This window comes from Aggregatibacter valvarum, from assembly GCF_980468985.1.
This window is the reverse complement of sequence record NZ_OZ413141.1, coordinates 1163588-1185917: the sequence shown is the minus strand read 5'-3', so window position 1 is coordinate 1185917 and position 22330 is coordinate 1163588. Positions and strand designations below refer to the sequence as shown.

Annotated in this window: 21 protein-coding genes; 4 read left to right on the top strand and 17 right to left on the bottom strand. The window is 43.2% G+C overall.

The window, feature by feature from the left end:
- Positions 1 to 87: 87 nt before the first annotated feature.
- The 5 genes from kdsB to AC30SF_RS05490 are packed head-to-tail and all read right to left on the bottom strand — an operon-like array spanning position 88 to position 6273.
- On the bottom strand, positions 88 to 864 hold the full coding sequence (gene kdsB / locus AC30SF_RS05510; RefSeq protein WP_489607818.1) for a 3-deoxy-manno-octulosonate cytidylyltransferase: 777 nt from the start codon (positions 862 to 864) through the stop codon (positions 88 to 90).
- A 1-nt stretch (position 865) separates the two neighbouring features.
- The gene (locus AC30SF_RS05505; RefSeq protein WP_314953214.1) at positions 866 to 1045 is read right to left on the bottom strand and encodes a Trm112 family protein; all 180 of its coding nucleotides are present in this window, start codon (positions 1043 to 1045) and stop codon (positions 866 to 868) included.
- Positions 1046 to 1051: 6 nt separating this feature from the next.
- Positions 1052 to 2032 carry a tetraacyldisaccharide 4'-kinase gene (gene lpxK / locus AC30SF_RS05500; protein ID WP_489607817.1) on the bottom strand — a complete coding sequence of 327 codons (981 nt, stop codon included), beginning with the start codon at positions 2030 to 2032 and terminating at the stop codon, positions 1052 to 1054.
- Positions 2033 to 2050: 18 nt separating this feature from the next.
- Positions 2051 to 3802: a lipid A ABC transporter ATP-binding protein/permease MsbA gene (msbA, locus tag AC30SF_RS05495; RefSeq protein WP_485860840.1), complete on the bottom strand. Its 1752-nt coding sequence runs from the start codon at positions 3800 to 3802 to the stop codon at positions 2051 to 2053.
- A 41-nt stretch (positions 3803 to 3843) separates the two neighbouring features.
- The gene (locus AC30SF_RS05490; protein WP_489607816.1) at positions 3844 to 6273 is read right to left on the bottom strand and encodes a DNA internalization-related competence protein ComEC/Rec2; all 2430 of its coding nucleotides are present in this window, start codon (positions 6271 to 6273) and stop codon (positions 3844 to 3846) included.
- Positions 6274 to 6572: 299 nt separating this feature from the next.
- Between AC30SF_RS05490 and dksA the strand changes: the two genes are divergently transcribed.
- From dksA to folK, 3 genes are all read left to right on the top strand, one after another.
- Positions 6573 to 7010: an RNA polymerase-binding protein DksA gene (gene dksA / locus AC30SF_RS05485; protein ID WP_021615370.1), complete on the top strand. Its 438-nt coding sequence runs from the start codon at positions 6573 to 6575 to the stop codon at positions 7008 to 7010.
- A gap of 110 nt (positions 7011 to 7120) precedes the next feature.
- A complete protein-coding gene (gene pcnB / locus AC30SF_RS05480; protein WP_489607815.1) occupies positions 7121 to 8575 on the top strand; it encodes a polynucleotide adenylyltransferase PcnB in 1455 nt (484 codons plus the stop codon).
- On the top strand, positions 8568 to 9074 hold the full coding sequence (gene folK / locus AC30SF_RS05475; RefSeq protein ID WP_489607814.1) for a 2-amino-4-hydroxy-6-hydroxymethyldihydropteridine diphosphokinase: 507 nt from the start codon (positions 8568 to 8570) through the stop codon (positions 9072 to 9074). Before pcnB ends, folK begins: the two co-directional genes overlap by 8 nt.
- A gap of 136 nt (positions 9075 to 9210) precedes the next feature.
- On the opposite strand, the gene dolP is transcribed toward folK, so the two are convergent.
- The 4 genes from dolP to AC30SF_RS05455 all read right to left on the bottom strand — a co-directional run bounded on the left by dolP (position 9211) and on the right by AC30SF_RS05455 (position 12540).
- Positions 9211 to 9798, bottom strand: coding sequence for a division/outer membrane stress-associated lipid-binding lipoprotein (gene dolP, locus AC30SF_RS05470; RefSeq protein WP_209362176.1), 588 nt, complete (start codon positions 9796 to 9798; stop codon positions 9211 to 9213).
- 66 nt (positions 9799 to 9864) lie between these two features.
- Positions 9865 to 10449 carry a D-sedoheptulose-7-phosphate isomerase gene (locus AC30SF_RS05465; protein WP_376921858.1) on the bottom strand — a complete coding sequence of 195 codons (585 nt, stop codon included), beginning with the start codon at positions 10447 to 10449 and terminating at the stop codon, positions 9865 to 9867.
- 5 nt (positions 10450 to 10454) lie between these two features.
- Entirely contained in the window at positions 10455 to 10814 is a 360-nt protein-coding gene (locus AC30SF_RS05460; protein WP_290521258.1) for a YraN family protein, read from the bottom strand.
- Positions 10815 to 10821: 7 nt separating this feature from the next.
- Positions 10822 to 12540: a penicillin-binding protein activator gene (locus tag AC30SF_RS05455; RefSeq protein WP_489607813.1), complete on the bottom strand. Its 1719-nt coding sequence runs from the start codon at positions 12538 to 12540 to the stop codon at positions 10822 to 10824.
- Positions 12541 to 12614: 74 nt separating this feature from the next.
- Between AC30SF_RS05455 and rsmI the strand changes: the two genes are divergently transcribed.
- Positions 12615 to 13463, top strand: coding sequence for a 16S rRNA (cytidine(1402)-2'-O)-methyltransferase (rsmI, locus tag AC30SF_RS05450; RefSeq protein WP_489607812.1), 849 nt, complete (start codon positions 12615 to 12617; stop codon positions 13461 to 13463).
- A 96-nt stretch (positions 13464 to 13559) separates the two neighbouring features.
- Here rsmI and AC30SF_RS05445 read toward each other — a convergent pair whose 3' ends face one another.
- From AC30SF_RS05445 to AC30SF_RS05410, 8 genes are all read right to left on the bottom strand, one after another.
- Positions 13560 to 14372, bottom strand: a complete 813-nt coding sequence (locus tag AC30SF_RS05445; RefSeq protein ID WP_021615360.1) for a peptide ABC transporter ATP-binding protein — start codon at positions 14370 to 14372, stop codon at positions 13560 to 13562.
- 9 nt (positions 14373 to 14381) lie between these two features.
- Positions 14382 to 15434, bottom strand: a complete 1053-nt coding sequence (locus AC30SF_RS05440; protein ID WP_314116896.1) for a peptide ABC transporter ATP-binding protein — start codon at positions 15432 to 15434, stop codon at positions 14382 to 14384.
- Positions 15435 to 15440: 6 nt separating this feature from the next.
- Positions 15441 to 16328, bottom strand: coding sequence for an ABC transporter permease subunit (locus AC30SF_RS05435; RefSeq protein WP_297931345.1), 888 nt, complete (start codon positions 16326 to 16328; stop codon positions 15441 to 15443).
- Positions 16318 to 17283: an ABC transporter permease gene (locus tag AC30SF_RS05430; protein WP_489606573.1), complete on the bottom strand. Its 966-nt coding sequence runs from the start codon at positions 17281 to 17283 to the stop codon at positions 16318 to 16320. The genes AC30SF_RS05435 and AC30SF_RS05430 overlap by 11 nt, the downstream gene beginning before the upstream one ends.
- Positions 17283 to 18971, bottom strand: a complete 1689-nt coding sequence (locus AC30SF_RS05425) for an ABC transporter substrate-binding protein (RefSeq protein WP_489607811.1) — start codon at positions 18969 to 18971, stop codon at positions 17283 to 17285. Before AC30SF_RS05425 ends, AC30SF_RS05430 begins: the two co-directional genes overlap by 1 nt.
- Before the next feature lie 152 nt (positions 18972 to 19123).
- On the bottom strand, positions 19124 to 19810 hold the full coding sequence (can, locus tag AC30SF_RS05420; RefSeq protein ID WP_021615355.1) for a carbonate dehydratase: 687 nt from the start codon (positions 19808 to 19810) through the stop codon (positions 19124 to 19126).
- 89 nt (positions 19811 to 19899) lie between these two features.
- Complete coding sequence (gene cls / locus AC30SF_RS05415) at positions 19900 to 21357, bottom strand: cardiolipin synthase (protein ID WP_489607810.1); 1458 nt, start codon at positions 21355 to 21357, stop codon at positions 19900 to 19902.
- A 15-nt stretch (positions 21358 to 21372) separates the two neighbouring features.
- The gene (locus AC30SF_RS05410) at positions 21373 to 22281 is read right to left on the bottom strand and encodes a LysO family transporter (protein WP_489608309.1); all 909 of its coding nucleotides are present in this window, start codon (positions 22279 to 22281) and stop codon (positions 21373 to 21375) included.
- Between the last annotated feature and the right edge of the window lie 49 nt (positions 22282 to 22330).

Genomic DNA, 22330 nt, shown 5'->3' with positions numbered 1-22330 from the left:
ATTGCATTGAGAAATACATTATTTTCTCCGTTAATTCTGTCTGTCAAATCTCCCCCCAGCCCCTCTTTTCTAAAGAGGGGAGCGTTTTTATTCATGCGATTTCTTCGCTAAAATCGACCGCACTTTTTCCAGATCTTCGGCGGTATCCACGCCCACAGCCGGCACTTCTTTGGCAAGTTCTACATGAATTTTTTCGCCGTTCCAAAGCACGCGTAGCTGTTCCAGTTTTTCGATGTGTTCTAATGCGGTCGGTTGCCATTGCACATAGTGTTTAATGAAACCGGCGCGGTAAGCATAAATCCCAATGTGGCGCAGGTATTGGGTATTCAGTTGCAATTTTGCTACGTCGTTCATTTGCGCAAATTGATCGCGATCCCAAGGAATCACTGCACGGGAGAAATAAAGCACATAGCCGTCTTTATCCGTTAGCACTTTTACCACGTTGGGATTAAATAATTCCTCAGGCTCATTGATATTAACCGCAAGGCTTGCCATGTTGACAGGGTATTTCGCGAGATTTTCTGCCACTTGTTTGACGATCACCGGTGGAATCAGGGGTTCATCGCCTTGAATGTTCACGATGATTTCGTTGTCGGGAATCGCCAGTTTTTCCACCACTTCAGCCAAGCGTTCTGTACCGGAGTTGTGGCTTTCTGCCGTCATGCACACTTCTGCACCAAAATTTTTGGTAGCGGCAGCCACTTGTTCATTATCCGTGGCAATAATAATTCGGCTCGCACCGGATTGTTTGGCTTGTTCAAAAACATGTTGAATCATCGGCTTGCCGGCAATGTCCGCTAAGGGTTTACCCGGTAAACGGCTGGAGGCGTAACGGGCGGGAATGATTACAGTGAATTGGGTCATGTTACTTTTCCTCTGATTGGTTTAATGTTTCTGCCTGTTCTGCTAACAGCACCGGAATGCCATGTTTAATTGGGTAGGCAAGATTTTCAACGCGACAAATTAAGCGTTGATGTTGTTCATCGTATTCCAAATGCCCGTGACAGGTTGGGCAAGCCAGAATATCCAATAATTGCTTATTCATGGTGTTTTATTTGGATTTTGGACCGCACTTTTGCACGATTTTTTCAATTAGTTGCTGGGTTTTAGCCCCTTGGATTTCCGTGGTTACCGGCACATACCACCAATTTTCTTGCGCAAAGGCGAGACACTTCACAGCATCTTTTTCGGTCATGAAGAGCGGTTGATTTTTATCGAATTTATCAAACAACGATGCCGTAAAGGCTTGGTGATCTTGAAAGGCTTGGGTTTTGTTTAAGGTGATTCCCTGTTGTTCTAACATCGTAAAAAAGCGAGGCGGATTGCCGATGCCGGCGATAGCGGTAGCTTGGCTAAATTCATTTAACGGACGTCGCACATTGGTCACTAAATTGACGGCGTATTGTGGTTTTAAGTACATCACCGCGTCGCTGTACTGATTCACTGTACCGTTAGTAATAATGAAATCAACAGCGTGTAAACGACTTGGCAACTCGCGTAGCGGGCCTGCCGGCAATAGGAAACCGTTGCCTAAACCACGTTGTGCATCCATGATCACGATTTCAATATCACGTTGTAATTTGTAATGTTGTAAGCCGTCATCGCTAATGATGACATCACAAGGCGTATGTTGTAATAAACATTCAATGGCTTGTTGGCGATTGGGTGAAATGCAAACGGGAGCTTGGGTCCGTGTGGCAATTAAAACCGGTTCATCACCGGCTTGCACAGGATCACTGCTTGGCGTCACCAACAAAGGATAGGTTTTCGTTTGGCTACCATAACCTCGAGAAATCACCCCAACATTCAGACCGCACTTGCGGAGTTCTTCGACCAACCAAATCACCGCGGGTGTTTTTCCGTTTCCGCCCACAGACAAATTACCAACGACTACAACGGGAACCGATGCGCGATAGGATTTTAAGATATGAAAGCGAAAGAGCGCTCGACGAAAAGCGCTAATTAGCCAAAATAGCAAGGAGAAAGGGCACAGTAGCCATGTGATCCACGAACGGGAATACCAAAACTGCATACTTTCTCCTTAGGTTAATTATTGACTGAACTGCATGCTGTGTAATTGTTTATACGCACCGCCTTGTGCCAATAGGGCTTGGTGGTTGCCGCGTTCTTTAATTTGTCCGTTTTCAATGACAAGAATTTCGTCAGCTTTTTCAATGGTGGATAAACGATGCGCGATCACCAAAACGGTACGATCTTTTTGAATGTCTTCCAATGCGGCTTGAATCGCGTGCTCGGATTCCGTATCTAAAGCGGAGGTCGCTTCATCTAAAATTAACACCGGTGAATTACGCAATAATGCACGGGCAATGGCTAAACGTTGGCGTTGACCGCCGGATAAGCTGGCGCCATTTTCGCCAATAACGGTATCCAAACCATGTTCTAAATGTTCGATAAACTCCATTGCGTGAGCCGCTTTTGCTGCGTTGATGATTTCTTCACGGCTATATTTATCTTTAGCTGCATAAGCAATGTTATTGGCAATGGTGTCGTTGAATAAGTGCACTTGTTGTGAGACAACGGCGCAATTTTCGCGTAAATCCGATAGGCGATAATCTTGAATATTCACGCCGTCTAATAGAATTTCACCTTGAGTAACATCATAGAAGCGGGTGACTAAATTCGCGATGGTCGATTTACCGGAACCGGAACGCCCCACTAATGCCACCGTTTTGCCATGAGGAATCCGGAAGGAAATGTTATCCAAGGCAAGTTCGTCTTTGCCCTCATAGCGGAAGGTGACATTTTTAAATTCAAGGTCACCTTTCACATGGTCTGCTTTATGCGTGCCGGTATCTTTTTCCGTTTCCATGTCTAAAATGCCGAACAAGGTTTGACAGGCTGCCATGCCGCGTTGGAATTGGGCGTTGACGTTCGTTAAGGATTTTAACGGACGCATTAAGGCAAGCATGGAAGAGAAAACAACGGTAAATGTCCCCGCACTTAAATTTTGATCCATGATGGAAGGGAAACTCGCGAGGTATAACACGGCGGCAAGGGCAAACGAGGCGATGATTTGCACCACCGGATCGGCAATGGCATCGGCCGCCGCCATTTTCATCCCTTTACGGCGCATATCGTTGCTCACTTGATTGAAGTGTTCCTCCTCGATAACTTGCCCGCCGAAAGACAGCACCACTTTATGCCCTTTTAACATTTGCTCTGTGGTAGAGGTTAAATCGCCCATGGAGTTTTGCATATTCCGGCTAAGATTACGGAATTTCTTTGAGACTAAACTGATCAACACGCCGATAATCGGACCGATAATCAGCAACACCACCGACAGTTGCCAGCTGGTATAAAGCATGATGCCCAACAGGGAAATCAAATAGACACCTTCGCGCACAATGGTCACCAAGGAACCTGAAGAGGCATTGGCGATTACTTCAGAATCATAAGTGATGCGGGAGAGCAGTTTGCCGGTCGCATTTTTATCAAAAAAACTCACCGGCATAAACATTAAGTGTTTGAACAAACGGCGACGCATGGTCATCACCACTTTGCCGGATACCCACGCCAAACAATAGTTAGAAACAAATCCGGAAATACCACGAAAGATGATCAGTAATACCACAAAAACCGACATTTGCTTTAAGAAATAGGCATCTGCCTTGCCAAAGCCTTCATCTAACAAGGGTTTAAGTAAGAAAATTAAACCGGAATCGGTTAACGCATTGAGCACTAAAGCGATGCCGGCGGCAATAAGACCGGTTTTATAAGGGCTAATGGTCGGCCATAATCGTTTGAAGGTTTGCAGGGTAGAAAGATCGTGATCTTGCGTCATAATGTCTGTCGTTGGGTCAAAAATAATGGCGCATTGTACCTTTATTTGCCCTTCAAGCCAATTAATCTGCGATACCATGGCGAAAATTCCGTCCGTGCCGTTTGAATTTTGATGTCGTTTTCTTCAAATAATACGCGGATTTGCCCGTCTTCTGCCGTGTTATAAAGTTTGGCATGGTGTCGCATTAAACGATCAATGACCGTTTGATGAGGAAAATGCCAAGGATTCCAACGGCTACTGGAAATTAGCGCAATATCTGGTTGAATGTGGCGCACTAATGCTTCTCCTGTTGAGGTTTTGCTGCCGTGGTGTCCCACTTGTAGTACGTGGATTTTATCTAGCTTGGGTAAAATGTTGTATTCCACGCTGAGATCGGCATCGCCTGTCAGTAAAATATTGTGTTTGCCGTCGGTTAAGAGCAGCGTACAGGAATCGGGATTTTCCGCACGGGGCACGATGTTATCGGGGGAGAGTACAGTTAAGCGCAAGCCCTGCCATTCCCATTGTTTGCCGGCAAGGCAAAAAGTGCGGTCGTTTTCTGCCGTGTTTTTTTCGCCATAGCGTTTTTGCGACGCGGTGGTCAGTTGAATGTCGGGATAAGCGGATAACATCGCACGGGCACCCCCTGAATGATCGTTGTCATCATGGCTTAAAATCAGCCATTCCAACTGAATGCCTTGTCGCTGTAAATAAGGCAGAATTTCTAACTGTGCCATACTGCCGCTGTCCCAACTTGCGCCGGTGTCGTATAGCACGCCTTTGCCCTCTTTCACGATCAGGGTGGCTAACCCTTGCCCGACATCTAAGGTATCCAATTGCCAATTTGGGCGGGAAAGGTAGTGGTGCGCTAATGTTGTGCCGCAAAATACAATCAATCCGAAACCTAATCCGTAAATTGTCTTTTGTAAGGGAAAACTTAAGGTGCGTTCAGCAGCGAGATGAAATCCCTTTAAACGAGAGAGTTTTGCTAATTCCAATGTAGAAGAGAGAGGTTTCTGGGGTTTATAAACGTAATACAGCAAGCCTAAAAACAGGCAGGTTAAAACAAGCGTAATCCATAAACTGTGGGGAAGAGAAATCGCCAGCCAATGATCCTGCAACGGGGCTAAAAGTGCGGTGATTTTTTCTGCCAGATCATTGGCAAGCCACCATGTATTCCAGCTGCCTTGGGTGAGCACAGCAAACAGCACCAACGGCACTAAAATTAAGCTATAAAGTGGCACGGCAATAAGATTGGCAATAAAACTGTGTAAGGAAATACCGTTAAAAAAGAACAATTGAATCGGCGTGAATAACCAAAGCAAACCAAGTTGCAAATGAAATAAACCGAAAACGTACCGCACTTTTCGCCAAGGGGAACTCGTGAGTGGTTTGCCGCGCCAGTGTAATAAGGAGAGCGGAAAACATTGATACCAAACAATTAAACAGGTAACCGCACCAACGGATAGCCAAAAACTGGTGGAAAGCAACATGAGCGGATCGATAAAAATTAGTAGGGCGACCACTCGCAATAACAGTTGCCACACTGTCCAATGCAGTCTTAAATACTGAATCGTGTAGAGTAAAGCGAGGGCAATGATGGCGCGTAGCGTGGGGATTGCCAGTCCGGCAAGTTGACTATAAAGCAGGGCTAACATCATGCCGCAGAAAATCGGAAAGGTTGGGGTGATGTAATGGGTTGGAAACGTAAATTGGAGTAAGCGCGCCAAGGCAAAGCCTAACATCATCGCCAGACCGATATGTAATCCTGAAATCGCGATCAAGTGCGCCGTATTGGTTTTTTGATAAATTTGCCAGGTGGCGTTTTTAAGCCATGCCCGTTCGCCAAACCCTAGAGCTAATAGCAATCCTTGTTGAGAGAGCGGTTCTGTTTGCTTGAGCGCATGATGAAGTGCGTTTTGCCGCCATGAAAAAACCTGATCGATTTTGACCGCACTTTTCACGTCCGCCCACGCAGTAATGCGTTTACTAAAGTACCATTGTTGGCGATCAAAGCCGTGCATATTTAAACGAGAAGAAAGGGGGCGCAGACGTAAATCTCCTGCATAGCGCTCACCGATTTTTACCTTGTGTGGTGCTTTCCATTGCGCATAAATTCGCTGTTCCGGCAAATGCTCAGCGAGTTTGGCGACAATGACCAGCGTTTGAAAATCTTGTTGATGCAATATTTCTTGCACGGTGAATTCGGTGTGAAGGGTTTTCGGCAGATGGGCGATATTATCCGCTTGTTGAAGAAGTGACAGGGCAGGGTAATGCACATAAACCAGTTGCACTAAACACAGTAAACAATAGGCAAGGAAGGTGGATGAACTCGTTAATTTAAGGCAATAACACAGTAACATTATCAGCAATATCGGAAATGCGATATAGGCACCCATTTCCCATGATAAAAGCCAATTATCCGGTAAAACGAGCAGTGTTAATCCGCTGAAAATCAGGCAACCGGCGAATTTATCTAATGAAATAGTCACGTTTTTAACCGCACTTTATTATTTAACTCAAGGCGTAATATGAAAGAAAACCGAGGGGAGAGATAAACCGGCGAATCAATAATGCGTGCAAGATCGCAAATTTAGAAAAATTAAGGTAAAAACGATGAAATGAAACGTAAATTCATTTGATCATTTGAGGAAGTTCTGTTATTTATTACGCCTTTCAAAAACTAGGGTCTGTTTTAATTTTGGTGTTACTTTGATAATCCGCAAAAGCAACACAGATAAGTGGCGTTTTAGACGTGTTAAATGGATGCGTTTTTTATTAGGAGATACAAATGAGTAAAGCGTCTTTGAGCTTATTAGCGTTAGCCGGTGTTGAGCCGTATAAAGAGAAAAAAGGCGAAGAGTATATGAATGAGCAGCAAGTGTTGCATTTCAGAAAAATCCTTCAAGCTTGGCATGATCAAATTAGAGATGAAGCGTCTCGAACTGTGGCGCATATGCAAGATGAGGCGTCTAATTTTCCGGATCCCTCTGATAGAGCAACGCAAGAAGAGGAATTTAGCTTGGAATTGCGTACTCGCGATCGTGAGCGTAAATTAATGAAAAAAATCGAAAGTACCTTAAAAAAATTAGATAACGACGATTTTGGTTATTGCGAATCTTGTGGCGTGGAAATTGGCATTAAACGCTTGGAAGCGCGCCCGACAGCGGATCTTTGTATTGACTGTAAAACCTTAGCGGAAATTCGTGAAAAACAAATGGTCGGCTAATGCCACTAAATAATAAAAGTGCGGTCAAAAATCATCTTATTTTTAGACCGCACTTTTACTTTATTGTCGAATAATGGAGATGTCTTATTTTTACCTATATTAAAAATCTTTTGAGCAAAAAAACGAAAAAACATCCTGTTGCTCAAAATGACGTCAAAACCTCATCTAAAAAACCCTCTGTTGCCGCTGAATCTGTCAAGAATAAAGCACAGGGAGGATCTCATAATAAACGCAATCTACCGCATAAAGCGGTTAAACATGGCATTAAAGCCTCAGCACATGGCATTACACCGCGGATGTTTAATCGTAATGCATTAACGGTGGTGGAAAAATTACAACGCCAAGGTTATGAAGCCTATGTGGTCGGCGGTTGTTTGCGTGATTTATTACTGGGCAAAAAACCGAAAGATTTTGATGTGGCAACCAATGCGCGCCCGGAACAAATTCAAGCGGTTTTTCAACGTCAATGCCGTTTAGTGGGGCGACGTTTTCGATTAGCGCACGTGATGTTTGGGCGTGAGATTATTGAGGTGGCAACGTTTCGCGCCGGTCATGCAGAGCATCATAACGAAAAGTTGGCCAAGCAAAGCGAAGAAGGCATGCTGTTGCGTGATAACGTGTATGGCACCTTGGAGCAAGATGCGGAACGCCGTGATTTTAGCGTAAATGCGCTGTATTACAATCCACAAGACAACACGCTAAAAGATTTCTTTAACGGTATTGAAGATTTAAAAAATGGAAAGTTGCGTTTAATTGGTGATCCGGTGACCCGTTATCAGGAAGATCCGGTACGGATGTTGCGTTCTATTCGCTTTATGGCGAAATTGGATATGTTCTTGGATAAACCCAGTGATGCGCCGATTAAATCCCTTGCCCATTTGCTTAAAAATATTCCACCGGCACGTTTATTTGAAGAAAGCTTGAAGCTATTGCAAAGTGGGCATGGCGTCAAAACTTATCGGCTATTACGTCAATATGGTTTGTTTGAGCCGCTTTTCCCATTATTAACGCCCTATTTTACCGAGTATGAAGATAGCATGACGGAAAAAATGATTTTGCGTGCGCTAACTTCAACGGATGAACGCGTGGCGGACAAACTCCCTATCAATCCGGCATTTTTATTTGCCGCCTTTTTTTGGTATCCCTTACGTGAACGGGTTGAGGTGTTAAAAAATGAAGGGGGGCTGAATAATTACGATGCTTATGCGTTAGCCTCAAATGATGTACTTGAGCAATTGTGTAAAAGTTTAGCCGTACCGCGTCGCTATACGGCCGTTATTCGTGAAATTTGGTTATTGCAATTACAGTTTTTAAAACGTACGCCAAAATCCGTACAACGTGCCATTGAGCAAGCAAAATTCCGTGCCGGCTTTGATTTATTGGTTATGCGCGCAGAAATTGAGGGTGGTGAAGCGGTAGAATTGGCGGCATGGTGGCATGAATACCAATTTAGCAACGAAAGCCAACGACAAGATTTGGTAAAAGAGTTACCGAGTCAGCCTAAAAAACGGAAATATCATCGTCGTAAGCGACATCATTCTGCGAAAAAGGTGAGTCATGAATAAGGTGTATATTGCCTTAGGAAGTAATCTTGCAAATCCTCAGGCGCAACTGACAGCCGCATTGCAGGCGTTAAATGCGCTTTCTGATTCAAGATTAACGGCGGTAAGTTCTTTTTATCAAAGTCAGCCGCTTGGGCCACAAGATCAGCCGGATTATGTGAATGCCGTTGCCTGTTTGGAAACCTCTCTTGCGCCACTGGCATTGTTGGATGAATTACAACGTATTGAACATGAACAAGGGCGTGTTCGTCTGCGCCGTTGGGGAGAGCGTACATTAGATTTGGATATTTTGCTTTATGCAAATCACATTATTCAGTCGGAACGCCTGACTGTGCCACATTATGATATGCATCAGCGCGAGTTTGTGATCATTCCATTGGTCGAGATCGCCCCGCATCTTGTGTTGCCAAATGGACAATCAATCCAAACACTTGCGCAGAAATTTGCGGATCATCACATGGTGATTGTGAAACACAAAAATGAAATTCACCTCGAAAATTGACCGCACTTAAATACTTAAGTCAAAGGCAAATAAAAAGGTGCGTCATGCACCTTTTTGTCATATAAGAATTGTAGCGTGCAACTTGTTGCACGAAATCGTGAATGCCCGAAAGGGTTAAATAACGTTCCCTTGAATGTTAATTTAAGTAATTAAAAACTTTGACAACTTTGGTCACACCCGAAACATTACGCGCAATTTCTGCGGCCGCATTGCCCTGATCTTGGGTTACATTGCCCATAAGGAAGGCTTCATTATTTTCTGTTACCACTTTGATGTCACTGGTTTTCACTTTGGAATCAACAAGCATTTTGGATTTAATTTGGCTGGTAATCCAAGCGTCTTTGCTCATTTGAGTAAAACTAACTTTCTCTCCTACACGAACTTCATTATAAACATCGTTGACATTTTGTACGCCTTTGGCTAATCCGGTGGCAACGTCGCGCAAACTTTCATTCGGTATTTGACCGGTTAATAAGATACGACCACTATATGCAGTGACACTAATACGCGCTTCCGATTTAATTTGTGGATCTTTTTTGATGGCGGAATAGACGCGTTGTTCTAACGTTTCATCGTCAATTTGCGTTCCCATAGTGCGAGGATCGGTGGCAACTTTTGTCGCACCGGCAACCGCAGCACCACCAATCGCGGCGGCAACACAACCTTGTAGTAAGCATGCTGTCGTTAACACAAGAAGCAGTTTTTTTAATGGACTTGTTAGCATCATTGTCTCCTTTGTCTGTGTGGTAATTATGCGCTAGTGTGGCTTGAATGGACGGTTTTTGTCAAGCTATGAATGAGAAAAGAGTTTAAAATCAATAAGTTCACAAATACTGTTAATAATAAATAAGTGATTTTCCAACAATCGGCTTTCTTTTGCACTTGGCACCGCGATGTGTAAATCATTTTCGGTCAAAATGCCTTGAATATGATCGTGGCTGCTGCCGGTTAAAACAAGAGTTGTGATGTCCTTATTGACCGCATGCGTAATAATATTGAGCACGTTCTTTTCATTACCTAAAGGCGCGAATGCCACCAGCATATCGCCTTTTTGCGCAGTGGCGTTAAATTGGTGTTGATATAATTTTTCTAAGGCAAGATCAGAAATAAAGGTAGAACTGACCGCACTATCTAAACTCAATAAAACAGAAGGAAAGCTCGGGCGTTTTAATTCGTAACGATTTAATAAATTCGCTACTAAGCATTGAGCATTAATATAAGAACGCCCATCTCCACACACAATCACTTTATTGCCTTGCAAGAGACAGCTGATCATGCGTTGTGCCGCCTCGACAATTTGTGTACTTAACAGGCTTTTGGCGTAAATATGAGTTTTAATATTTTCCTCATATAAATCATTGAGTTTATTTAGCATAGTGATTAATCAAGAAAGTTGGGGATCCATTGGATATCTTGGTCGGTTTTGCCGAAAGCGACTAAGTCAAAACGGCAGTCTGTATCTTCTAAACTTTGTTTCCGCTGTGCCAACCAAAGTGCGGCAGCATCCAGCCAACGCTGTTGTTTTTTCCAATCCACACTGTCTATGGCAGAGCCGAAGTGATCGTTTTTACGTTGGCGAACTTCGACAAACACGATAGTGTCTTGATCTAACATGACGAGATCCAGTTCACCGCATTTGAAATTCTGATTGGCCGCAAGAAAAGTTAAGCCTTGAGATTCTAAAAAGAGGCGAGCTTTGTGTTCAAATCTCGCCCCTTGTTGACGTTTTAGAGAAAACATTTTTAACTTAGTTTAATACTTGAATGCCACCATTTTGATATTGGAACCAAGTCATATCACGTTCAATATTGCAGTTCGGGCCTGCGCTTAATTTACCGGTTAAGCCGTCAATTTGATAACCCGGTACTTGGCGTAGTTCATTGAAGTGACTGATTAACAACCAAGCGTCAGCTCCCATGGCGTATAAACGCATTAACGAATAGTCGCCGTTAGTATTGGTAGCAATTTTTTGATATTGTGCAGAATCCGTGTCTTTGAAGAACGGAATATCGCTAAATTGTAGCCCGTTCATTAACAAGCGGTATTCTGGTCCGTTATTGGAGGAGTTGCTGCGTGAGCTGGCATACAATTTGATATTGCTGCCGCTATTATCAATCACGGATTTCACATCAGCCAATTCTTCACTTTTCGCAACAACATAAAGGCCTTGTACGTTTTGGCCTTGTAACGCGACACCCACATCACCGGTTTGGTTGTAATATTTAATATTCGCATCAGTACCGGAAAGTTGTTGCCAACGAATGTTAAATGCTGTCGCAGTACGTTGTCCTAAATCGTTTTGTGGCACAGCAACCATTGGTGCTTGAATGCCATCTTTCCACATTTTATTGGCGGCGGATTCAGCTTCATCTTCAGGAGATAAGCCATAATAGCAAACTTGACCAATAGCACGTGCATTTGGTGTAGAGTTCAATGCAAGAACGTCCATGCCCTGAATAGCAGACGGATTATTTAATACGCTATCTACGTTTTGTTTTAGCAAAGGCCCGATAATCGCACGAACACCGGCTTGTTTAGCTTGCGCAATAATATCGTTGATAGGGGTCGCAACGGTGTCATAAACCTGCACTTGAACGGCGGTATTGTCGCCTTTGGCTGCATCAAAACCGGATTTAATGGTGTTACCGAGAATTTGACCATTACCACTTAGCGGTAAAAGCAAGGCGACTTGAGAAAGTGATGTTTGTTGGAAATTGAACAAGCCTTGTAATTCCGTTGGGAATAAATAAGACGCCGAGTGATTCGGATAAGCAGATTTCCAATTTTGCAAAGCTTGGCTTAATTGGGTCGGCTGACTTAAATTATCGTTATAAGCACGGGCGAGCGCCAGCCAGCCAGCTAAGGCTAAATTGCCTTCATCCGGCGTATTATTTAATAAACCGCGATTCGCTTGACGTAATAACGCCCAAGTGCGGTCATTATTTTCTTGTTTTCGAGGTACATCGGTGAGCACTTGATCCATTTGAATACGTGCTTTCACCGCATCAATAATGGCATTTTTATTTTCAGCTACGCGCGCTTTCACCGCATAATAACGGCCAACTTGAGAACTGCTTAATTGCGTTAAATCCACGCGGCGTAATAAATCTTCAGCGAGTTGATTGTTGCCTTGCACGGCAGCGATATGCGCTTCAATAAGTGATTTATCCAATAATTGATCCGGATTGAGCGTGCTTAATTCGTTTAATAGCGCTTGGGCTTGAGGCACTTTGTTTTCCGTCACGAGTACACGCGCGGCTAATAATTTATAGGTTTGTTGATCTTCGATTTTTTGTGTTTGCCCAATTTTATTCATATAAAATTCAGAACTTGCATTCGCATCTTTTTTGAGTTCACTGGTGAAGCTATTCCCCATAAAATTGGCATTACAGCCGGCTAAAATTAGCGTGAACAAAAAAGGCATTAATCGATTTTTTAAATTAATGCGTTGTAATAGAATAGACATAATTACTCCATTGGTTAAACAATTGGAGCGATCTTACTTATCTCCCTAACTAAAAGCAAATAAAAGAAGTCTAAATGAGCAATTCAAACGGAATTTTATATATCGTCGCAACGCCTATCGGCAATTTACAAGATATTACGCAACGTGCGCTGGAAACGTTTCAACAAGTCGATCTCATTGCAGCGGAAGATACCCGACACAGCGGTTTATTATTAGCCCATTACGGCATTAAAAAGCCGTTTTTTGCCTTACATGATCATAATGAACAGCAAAAAGCCGGTGCGTTAGTCGAAAAACTTTTACAAGGCGTGAATATTGCGTTGATTTCTGATGCCGGTACGCCATTAATCAGCGATCCCGGATTTCATGTGGTGCGTCAATGTCGACAAGCGGGGATTCAGGTTGTGCCATTGCCGGGCGCCTGTGCGGCGATTACGGCGTTATGTGCTTCGGGGATTGCCTCCGATCGTTTTTGCTTTGAAGGCTTCTTGCCGGCAAAAAGCAAAGCCCGCGTGGATAAATTAAAAAACGTGGCAAAAGAAGACCGCACTTTGATTTTTTATGAATCCACGCATCGCATTTTAGATAGTCTGGCGGATATGCAAAGCGTCTTTGGCAGCGAGCGTTATGTGGTGTTGGCGCGTGAAATTACTAAAACATGGGAAACGATCCATGGCGACAAATTAGCCGATTTAATCCCTTGGTTGGCACAAGATCCGAATCGTACCAAAGGCGAAATGGTGGTTATTGTTGAAGGCGAGCCAAAGGAAGATGAAGCGGAAGCGATCTCTTCGCAAGCCATTCACGCGCTCACCTTGATTAGCCAAGAATTGCCGTTAAAAAAAGCCGCTGCCATTGTGGCGGAATTGTATGGCTACAAGAAAAATCAGCTTTATCAGTTTGGCTTGGAATTATTGCGTTAATACGTGCAAGCGATGTATTGGCAAGGTTAAGTTTGCACAAGATGGCGCGACTTAGGCATAAGTGAAAGTGCGGTGAAAATCTACCGCACTTTGCGATTAGATCATCGGTAAAAACGTCTCTCCCCAAGAGGTTTCGTCTAAAATTTTGCCAAAATGGCTTTCGATTAGGCGCTTGGTCACATCACTTTGCGGTGAAGTAAATAAAGAATAGGTGTCGCCATATTCAATCATCTTACCCTCTTCCATCACTAACACTTCATCGGCAATATGCTTGATGATGCCTAAATGTTGCCCCACATAAATATAGGTTAGTCCGAATTTTTCTTGTAACGATAACATTAAGTTGGTGAGCTGTGTTTTGACCGTTGCATCTAATGAACCAAGGGCATCGTCAATAATGATAATTTGCGGATCGAGAATTAACGCACGGGCAAGGGCAATACGCTGCTTCTGGCTAATAGAAAGCGTATTGATTTTAATCGTCACGTGATCTGGGTGCATCCCGACCAAGGTTAAGATATCAAAAATTTTTTGAGTACGTTGCTGCTCATTAAGTGATGTGGTTAACAGCAATGGCGCATCAAGTATTTGACCAACATTCAGCCGCGGATTAAAGGCGGTATTCGGATCTTGGAAAACCATACGAATATGCTTGGCTCGGTAAGTATAATCACCAAAAATCAAGGGCTGATTTTGAAATAAGATTTTGCCTGAAGTGGGTTCAGTAATGCCGACAATCATTTTAGCCAACATGGATTTGCCTGAACCGTTACGCCCGATAATGGCCAATGTTTTGCCGGCATCCAAGGTAAAGCTCACATTTTCCACGGCATGAAAGTAACCGTCGCCAAACAGATCAAGATCTTTTTTGAAGGTTTTTGTCAGGTTTTCAACGTGTAGTAAGTGCATTTCGTTCTTTTACTCCTGCGTGTCATTGCTGAGCGTTAACGGCTGCGGCACTTCGGTTTCTTTTATTTTCTTTTCCCGTAAATTAATCGGAAAGTGGCAATAAAACTCATGTTGTTTCACCCGAAGTGCGGTCGGTTTCGTAATACATTTTTTTTGTGCAAAAGGACAACGTGGACCAAGGCGGCAACCCAGCGGCATTTCTTCAAGTAGCGGAACCGAGCCTTTTAATGTGCCTAACTGGCTCTTAAAAGGCAGTGGCTGCGTGAAATCGGGGATCGAATGTAGCAACGCTTGTGTGTAGGGATGGTGAGGATTCTCTAAAATCGCCTCTCGGGGACCGGACTCTGAATTTTGCCCACAGTAAAGCACGACAAACGCATCACACCATTCGCTAATGCTGTTGATGTCATTGCTGGCCAGTAGAATGGATGTGCCTTGGTTTTGATTCATGCTGGATAATAGCTTGAAAATTTGTACACGCGTAATGGATTCCACGGAATTGGCCGGTTCATCGGCAATGAGCAAGCGCGGTTGATTTGCCACGGCAATGGCAATCATCACTTTTTGTCCTTCCCCTTCGGTTAACTCATGGGGATAACTGCGCATGATGTCTTTGTGTTCTTTAATGCCGACACGGTGCAATAATTCTATAGCGCGGCGTTTTCGCCAACCGAATAAACGTTGCCACCAATGCCCTTTGAACGTCCATCCCGGAATGTTTTGAATCAGCTGCTTGCCGATTTTTTGGCTTGGATCGAGGCAGGTGAGCGGATCTTGGAAAACCATGGAAATTTCTTTTCCCACAATTTGGCGGCGTTGGGTCGGCGTGAGTTTGAGCAGTTCAACGTCATTAAAACGGAAACGATCGGCGGTAACAATCCAAGAATCTTTAAAGGCATTGCAAATGACTTTGGCAATTAAGCTTTTGCCGGAGCCGGATTCACCCACCAAGCCACAAATTTCGCCTTCATTCAGTGTGAAACTGACGTTATCAACGATGCGAATTAACCCGTTTGGCGTTTTAATATCAATCCGAAGATTGCGAATATCCAAAAGAACCATGATGACCTACTCGTAATATTTGGTAATGGCACGACATAATCCGTTAGAAAACATCAAGCCAATTAAAATACTGAAAATAATCGCAAAACCGGGAAGGAGTACCGTCCATGGCGCTAAATAAATCAATTCTAAAGAATCGCGGATCATTGCGCCCCATTCCGGTGCCGGGCGTTGAGCACCTAAGGCGATAAAGCTTAAGGCGCTAATATCTAAAATGGCGATCGTGAAGACGCGAGAGGTTTCTTGAATGTATTGCACGGCGATATTTGGCAAGATCGTGCTTTTCAATAAAGCCCATTTTGAGATACCGTCTAAGCGTAACATTAAGACATATTCTTTTTTTAATTCCAGTTGAATACTGCGGTAAATTTCATGCACAAAATACGGCAGCAGCGCTAGGGTAATGGCAAGCATCGCATTGAGCAAGCCGGGTTCCATTAATGTCGCAATAATAATGGCGACGAGAAGGACGGGAATGGTGAGAAACGTGTCTAATAAATGGCCTAAAATGCGTGATTGTATTCCTTGTGACATCCCTGCCCAAATGCCTAATCCGCCGCCAAGAATTGCTGTTGTGATCATCACAATGAGTGATGCCCCCACAGTATAAGTACTTCCAACGATAATACGGCTTAGCACATCGCGACCAATATCGTCTGTGCCGAGGAAGTAGGCGATTTCTCCGTTTGCCGCCCAAGAGGGTGGCATTAATTCTTGTCCGATAAATTGCGTCTCTGCAGAATAAGGCGCAATGAACGGACTCAAAAGTGCGGTCGAAATTAATAACAAAAGTGCGTAGAAACTAAAGAGCGCAATGCGATCTTGGCGGAACAGTGACCAAATGTGTTTTAGTGTGCCCGTTTCACGAAAGTCTTTTGGATCTTTACTTCGCATACCATCCCTTCTTATTTAACGGATCCGCAATGAAAATAAGCGTTTCCGAAAGAATTTTGATAAAAATAATACAAAGCCCGATAGTAATAATACCGGCAGAAATGCTGTTGTAATCCTGTTGTGTGACCGCATCAATTAGCCAACGTCCAATGCCCGGCCAGCCGAGGGTATTTTCAACCAGCATACATTGCGTGATGACCAAGGTGAACAGGCGAGTCATTTGTGGAATGAGTAAGGGTAACGTATTACGCAATACGTATTTGCGCAATATGGTCAATTTTGACCACCCCCGAGTGGTGACAATTTTGACATAGTTTTGTTGAAGCACGATTTCGGCACGTTGTTGCACCAAACGTACGATTTCCATCATGGGTAAAATGCTGAGAACTAATGTTGGCAGTGCCAAATGTTGTAATACATTTTGAATCATTTTAATGCGATACGGTGCATCAACAAACCAGACATCAATCAGCGGGAAACCGGTTAGCGGTTTGATTTCATAGAGGAGGTTATATTGCCCGATGGCGGAAATTTGCCAAGCGTTAATGGCGGAGAAATACAATAAAATCGGTGCGATCCAAAATACCGGCAAAGCAGTACCGATAGCCGATAAAGTGCGGATTGTTTTTCCAATAAAACGCGTTTGATAGGCAGCGCCCAGTATCCCAAGGGGAATGCCAAAAATAACGGCCAATAAAATCGCACAACAACATAACTCAAGTGTGGGTGGCAACACCGTAAGAATGGTGGATTTTAATGGATCACCACCGTTATAACTGATGCCGAGATCGCCGTGCATAAGACGGTTTAAATAGTGAATATACCCCTGATAAAAGTGTGGCGTAGCCAGTTCGGCATTCAATGGATCTTGCATCAAAATCACATAACTTAGCAAAGAGAGCATAAACGCCGTTAACAGCAGGAAAACACCTTGTCGAAGAAAAGAATGCAACATTATTTCTCTCCTTTACGCAATGATAATGTCGAGAAATTTAAACTGCCGAAAGGATTCATTTCAATATGGCGAACACGTGAATTCACCACCAGCACCCGCTTCATATTTGCCAATGGGACAATCGGCAGCTTGGAGAGAATAAGTTCCTGTGCTTGATTATAAACGTGGGCGCGCTCCCATAAATTAGGGCTGTCTAATGCTTTATCCATCAACTGATCAAAATCTTCATCACACCAATTGGAGAGGTTTGTCATTTCACTGGCCGCGTTACAGCTTAAGATAGGTCGCATAAAGCTATCAGGATCGAGGTTTCCGGCTAACCAACCGGTTAAAATCATGTCGTAGTTTTCTGATTTTTTATTCAGCTGGTCGATGAGAAAAGTCCGTGTCACTGAACGAATCGTTACGTTCACCCCAACGTTATTTAAATCTTCTTTAATCAATTCTGCGGTTTTCAGTGGCGCCGGGTTGTAAACCTGCTCTTCATTTAACACCCACATATTCAAATGGAGCCGTTTATCTTGTAAGACTTTCTTGGCTTCGCTCGGATTAAAATCATAAGCAAAATCCGGCGTATTTACGCTGGATGCCCAAGAAATATTCGGAATAATATTATTCGCCACAGTTGCCGTATTGTGATAAATGGTTTTGATAATGCGTTGGCGATTAATGGCTTGTGCGATCGCACGGCGAACCTGTTCATCTTGAATGACAGCATTTTGAAAATTAAAGGCTAAATAGGCTAAATTCATGCCCTCCGCACTTTTAACATAATAGCGTTTGTCGTTTTCCTTCAATAAACCTAATTGGCTGACTTCAGGATAGGACGCAATTTGGCATTCGCCATTAAAAAATTTTACCAAGCGCCCGGTACGATCCGTGGATAAATCAATAATAATATTTTTAATTTTGGCGTCTTTTTTCCAATAATCCTCGTTTTTTTCTAACCGCACATATTGATTCCGGAAATAATTTTTGACCTTGTACGGGCCGGTGCCGACCGGTAATAAATCAAGTTGCACCAAATTATCGTCCGCATTAAGTTGCACCGCATATTCCTGCGAGAAAATGATGGCATATTGGCTGGCTAAGTGAGACAAAATGGAGGCATCCGGCTTAAATAAGGTAATTTGCACCGTGTGCGGATTTAACGCTTTCACCGATTCGATTTTTTGATTTAACTTAATGCTTTCAAAATAAGGAAAACGCACTTTTTTCGCTTGTTCATGAAAAATGCGATACTGCGGATTTTTATAATTCACCGCACTTTGTTCCAGCGTTGGCAAATAGGTTTCATAACCCAGCACACGATTTAATGAAAACACCACATCATCGGCATTAAAATCGCGGGTCGGTTTAAACCAATCGGTATGATGAAATTTAATGCCTTTGCGCAGATAAATCGTAATGATCTTGCCGTCAGGTGAAATCGAATAAGATTGTGCCAAAATGGGCGTTGGAATCGCCGTATTGGATATCTCGAAAAGTTTATTATAAATCTGTTCAGTCACCACATTCATGCTCGTGCCGGCATCCGAGGTTTGCGGATTGAAGGAAAAACCGGAAGCGTGAGTGCAATAAATTAATCCGTCATCCGTCAGTTCTTCAGGCACGCGCGGTGCGGCAACAACCGTATTCACCATAAACGCGAACCAACAAACAGACATAACGAGTTTTTTATACCGCATAATAAACATGAGTTAAACGATGAAAATAAACGTCAAATTTTAAGCTATATTCCGGGGATATTCTAGCGAATATGCCCGTTCTTGAAATTTGCCACGATTTGCCTCGAAAAACGACCGCACTTTAAGCCGTGCGAAGACCGCCCAATCAGAGATTATTCTTGTTCATGCTGCTTTTTCAGCATTTCATCTTCATTTAATTTGAGTAATCGCGAAATTGCATTTCGGTAGGAAATCTCTAAGGATTCTCGGCTGGTGGCAATGACGCCTTGATCCACTAAAAATCCATCGTTTACGTCATACACCCAACCGTGCAAGGACAGTTTTTTCCCGCTTTTCCACGCATTTTTAATGATGGATGTTCTTCCGAGGTTATAGACTTGTTCTGCCACGTTTAATTTTGTGAGCATATCGGCTCGGCGTTCCGGTGATAAATTACCCAGTAAATGGCTGTGTTTAAACCAAATGTCACGAATATGTAATAACCAGTTGTTAATTAATCCTAAATCTTGATCATTCATGGCTGCATGGATCCCACCACAATTGGTATGCCCACAAATGATGATATGCTCGATATTTAAAACATCGACCGCATATTGCACAACGGATAAGCAGTTGAAATCCGTGTGAATGACTTGGTTTGCCACATTGCGGTGTACGAAGAGTTCGCCGGGTTCTAGGTTGGTTAATTTTTCTGCCGGCACACGGCTGTCTGAACAGCCAATCCATAAATAGTGCGGTTGTTGATGTTCGGCCAGTTCTTGAAAATAGGTGGATTTTTCCTCTTTCATTTGAGTGGCCCATTGGTAGTTGTTTGCAAAGAGTTGTTCTATTCTTTTCATTCTTTTTTCTTCTCCTGTTTCTCAAAAGGCGCTTAGTATAGCGCAGATTATGCGTGGTGACGGAATAAAGTGATATTGGACGCGATGTTTTACAAAAGCGGGCTAAATAAGAAAAAGAGTTTTTCGATGATACGCTGATAAACGGAGCGCGTGCTCCATGTAACATAATCGACTAATTCCGCGTTTTTAATATAACTTTCATGTAATAAAGAAATTTCGTTTGCAAATGCCGGATCTTCCACCACCATGGTGACTTCAAAATTCAGCAAGAAACTGCGCATATCCATGTTTACAGTGCCGACTAAGGCCAATCGGTTGTCGATCAACATACTTTTGGTATGCAGTAAACCCTTGTTGAAATTATAAATTTTCACGCCGGCAGCAAGTAAATCATCAAAGAATGTACGGCTTGCCCAATGCACCATGAGGGAGTCATTTTCTTTGGGTAGAATGATGGAAACTTCCACACCACGTAAAGCCGCAATACGCAAAGCTTCCGCAATATTATGGCTTGGCACAAAATAAGGCGAGGTGATCACAATGCTTTTACGCGCCGAGAAAATTGCAATCGACAGTGATTGCGCCATTAAATCATCAGGAAAACAAGGACCGGTGGCGAGAATTTGTACTGCATGAGAGTTGTTTTGTTCTAACGGCAAAAGCGGGCAATCAGGCACTTCCAGAGGAAGTTTAGCGGCTGTTTCAATTTCCCAGTCCCATGCGTGTAAACCGTTTAATACTGCAGATACCGGGCCGTTAATGCGCACCATAATGTCGATCCATTCACCGACGTTGCTGTCTTTTTTGAAGAATTTCGGATCCACCATGTTCATGCTGCCGGTATAAGAAATTTGGTTATCGATCACAATAATTTTGCGATGCTGACGTAAATCAATACGATTAAAGAACATACGGAATAAATTGACGTGCAAGGTTTCCGTCACTTCAATGCCATTATCACGCATGACTTGACATTCGGCGCTTTTTAAGAAAGCACGGCTACCTACTGAATCCAACAAAATATGAATAGTCACGCCTCGTTGTCGAGCGTTGATTAATGCCTGTGTTACCTCATTCACCAAGCCTTGAGCAGACCAAATATAAAACACCATATTGATGGATTTTTCTGCCTGATTGATGTCATGAATGATGCTTCGCATAATGCTTTCGGGCGTATCCAAAATATGCAATTCGTTGCCCAAAATGCAAGGTATGCCAAGGCGTTGATTGGCAAGATCAAAAATCGGGCGGTAGAGCAGGTTGGTTTGCGTATTGATTAAATTATCGCAATGAGAAAGGTGTTTGAACCAATCCATGTATTTAGGCTTGAGTTGCTCAAACATGGCAGCCCGATGTTTGCCGAGATTGATTTCACCAAAAATTAAATAGGCGATAATGCCCACCACAGGAAACACATAAATGACAATCAACCATGAGAGCATGGTTGGGACAGATTGTTTTTTTATTACTAAGCGTAAGGTGATGGTGATGGTGACTATCCAAACCAAAATGGGGATGATATAAGTGAGAATTTGTTCAATTGTCATAAAAAAATGAAAACCCTATAAAGGAACCGAGGTAAAAAAGACCAATAAAATAGGCGGTGCAATATTGGTAATAAAGCCAAAACTAAACGCCAATGGTAAGACTTCCACGCCACCGGCTTTTTGAATGATCGGCAACGTGCAATCAATGGCGGTGGCACCTGTGTAGCCTATTGCGGTGGAGCGGTAATGTTGCATAAATAACGGCACAATAAATAAACTCATCAATTCACGGGATAAATCATTAAAAAACGCAATGCTACCCCAAATTGGTCCCCATGCGTTGTTTAAGGTGACACTGGAAAGGGAATACCAGCCTAACCCTGAAGACACTGCAAGACCTTGCACAATAGGCACATTCAGTACTTGCGCACCGATAATGCCACCAAGTAGCGACATTAAAACAAAAATGGCACCGGTTATCATGCCGCGTTGATTAAAAAACACGGAACGAATAGAAATACCGTTATTGCGTAATTGTATGCCGACGCAAAAAATCAACACGACTAACACATAAGTGCTGGAGCCAAACGGCAGGCTCACCCAACCTTTGCCCCATAGCCCGATAAAGAACCCAATAAGCACCACTAAGCATAATTTCAACGAATCCAACACAATCCGCCAACGGGAGGGCATTTTCTCCGTTGTTTTGGCTAAAGGCTGGGGGAACAGCTTGTCATAGAGAAATAACCCAAGAAAGGTTAGCCCTTGAATAAAAACAATAAATGTTAGCGCGTAAATCCCAATTTGCGGCAATTGCTGTGCCAAATTATCTAATTGTCCAAGGGACACGCCCATAATGAACAAGATCATATACAACAGTAGCATGGTGATTTTGCCAAATTGTTGTAATATTTTTGTATTTTTGATTTTAAAGGCGTAGCCGATAAGCATCGGCACCAAAATAATGAGCAAACTTTCCAACATAATTGACGACAGCATGAAACGAGTATAGTGCGGGAAGTATAGCACTTTT

What these genes read in the sequence shown, in the direction of transcription:
- kdsB (WP_489607818.1), bottom strand. Translation starts at nt 864, where the DNA reads ATGACCCAATTCACTGTAATCATTCCCGCCCGTTACGCCTCCAGCCGT.
- AC30SF_RS05505 (WP_314953214.1), bottom strand. Translation starts at nt 1,045, where the DNA reads ATGAATAAGCAATTATTGGATATTCTGGCTTGCCCAACCTGTCACGGG.
- lpxK (WP_489607817.1), bottom strand. Translation starts at nt 2,032, where the DNA reads ATGCAGTTTTGGTATTCCCGTTCGTGGATCACATGGCTACTGTGCCCT.
- msbA (WP_485860840.1), bottom strand. Translation starts at nt 3,802, where the DNA reads ATGACGCAAGATCACGATCTTTCTACCCTGCAAACCTTCAAACGATTA.
- dksA (WP_021615370.1), top strand. Translation starts at nt 6,573, where the DNA reads ATGAGTAAAGCGTCTTTGAGCTTATTAGCGTTAGCCGGTGTTGAGCCG.
- folK (WP_489607814.1), top strand. Translation starts at nt 8,568, where the DNA reads ATGAATAAGGTGTATATTGCCTTAGGAAGTAATCTTGCAAATCCTCAG.
- dolP (WP_209362176.1), bottom strand. Translation starts at nt 9,798, where the DNA reads ATGCTAACAAGTCCATTAAAAAAACTGCTTCTTGTGTTAACGACAGCA.
- AC30SF_RS05465 (WP_376921858.1), bottom strand. Translation starts at nt 10,449, where the DNA reads ATGCTAAATAAACTCAATGATTTATATGAGGAAAATATTAAAACTCAT.
- AC30SF_RS05460 (WP_290521258.1), bottom strand. Translation starts at nt 10,814, where the DNA reads ATGTTTTCTCTAAAACGTCAACAAGGGGCGAGATTTGAACACAAAGCT.
- AC30SF_RS05455 (WP_489607813.1), bottom strand. Translation starts at nt 12,540, where the DNA reads ATGTCTATTCTATTACAACGCATTAATTTAAAAAATCGATTAATGCCT.
- rsmI (WP_489607812.1), top strand. Translation starts at nt 12,615, where the DNA reads ATGAGCAATTCAAACGGAATTTTATATATCGTCGCAACGCCTATCGGC.
- AC30SF_RS05445 (WP_021615360.1), bottom strand. Translation starts at nt 14,372, where the DNA reads ATGCACTTACTACACGTTGAAAACCTGACAAAAACCTTCAAAAAAGAT.
- AC30SF_RS05440 (WP_314116896.1), bottom strand. Translation starts at nt 15,434, where the DNA reads ATGGTTCTTTTGGATATTCGCAATCTTCGGATTGATATTAAAACGCCA.
- AC30SF_RS05435 (WP_297931345.1), bottom strand. Translation starts at nt 16,328, where the DNA reads ATGCGAAGTAAAGATCCAAAAGACTTTCGTGAAACGGGCACACTAAAA.
- AC30SF_RS05430 (WP_489606573.1), bottom strand. Translation starts at nt 17,283, where the DNA reads ATGTTGCATTCTTTTCTTCGACAAGGTGTTTTCCTGCTGTTAACGGCG.
- AC30SF_RS05425 (WP_489607811.1), bottom strand. Translation starts at nt 18,971, where the DNA reads ATGCGGTATAAAAAACTCGTTATGTCTGTTTGTTGGTTCGCGTTTATG.
- can (WP_021615355.1), bottom strand. Translation starts at nt 19,810, where the DNA reads ATGAAAAGAATAGAACAACTCTTTGCAAACAACTACCAATGGGCCACT.
- cls (WP_489607810.1), bottom strand. Translation starts at nt 21,357, where the DNA reads ATGACAATTGAACAAATTCTCACTTATATCATCCCCATTTTGGTTTGG.
- AC30SF_RS05410 (WP_489608309.1), bottom strand. Translation starts at nt 22,281, where the DNA reads ATGTTGGAAAGTTTGCTCATTATTTTGGTGCCGATGCTTATCGGCTAC.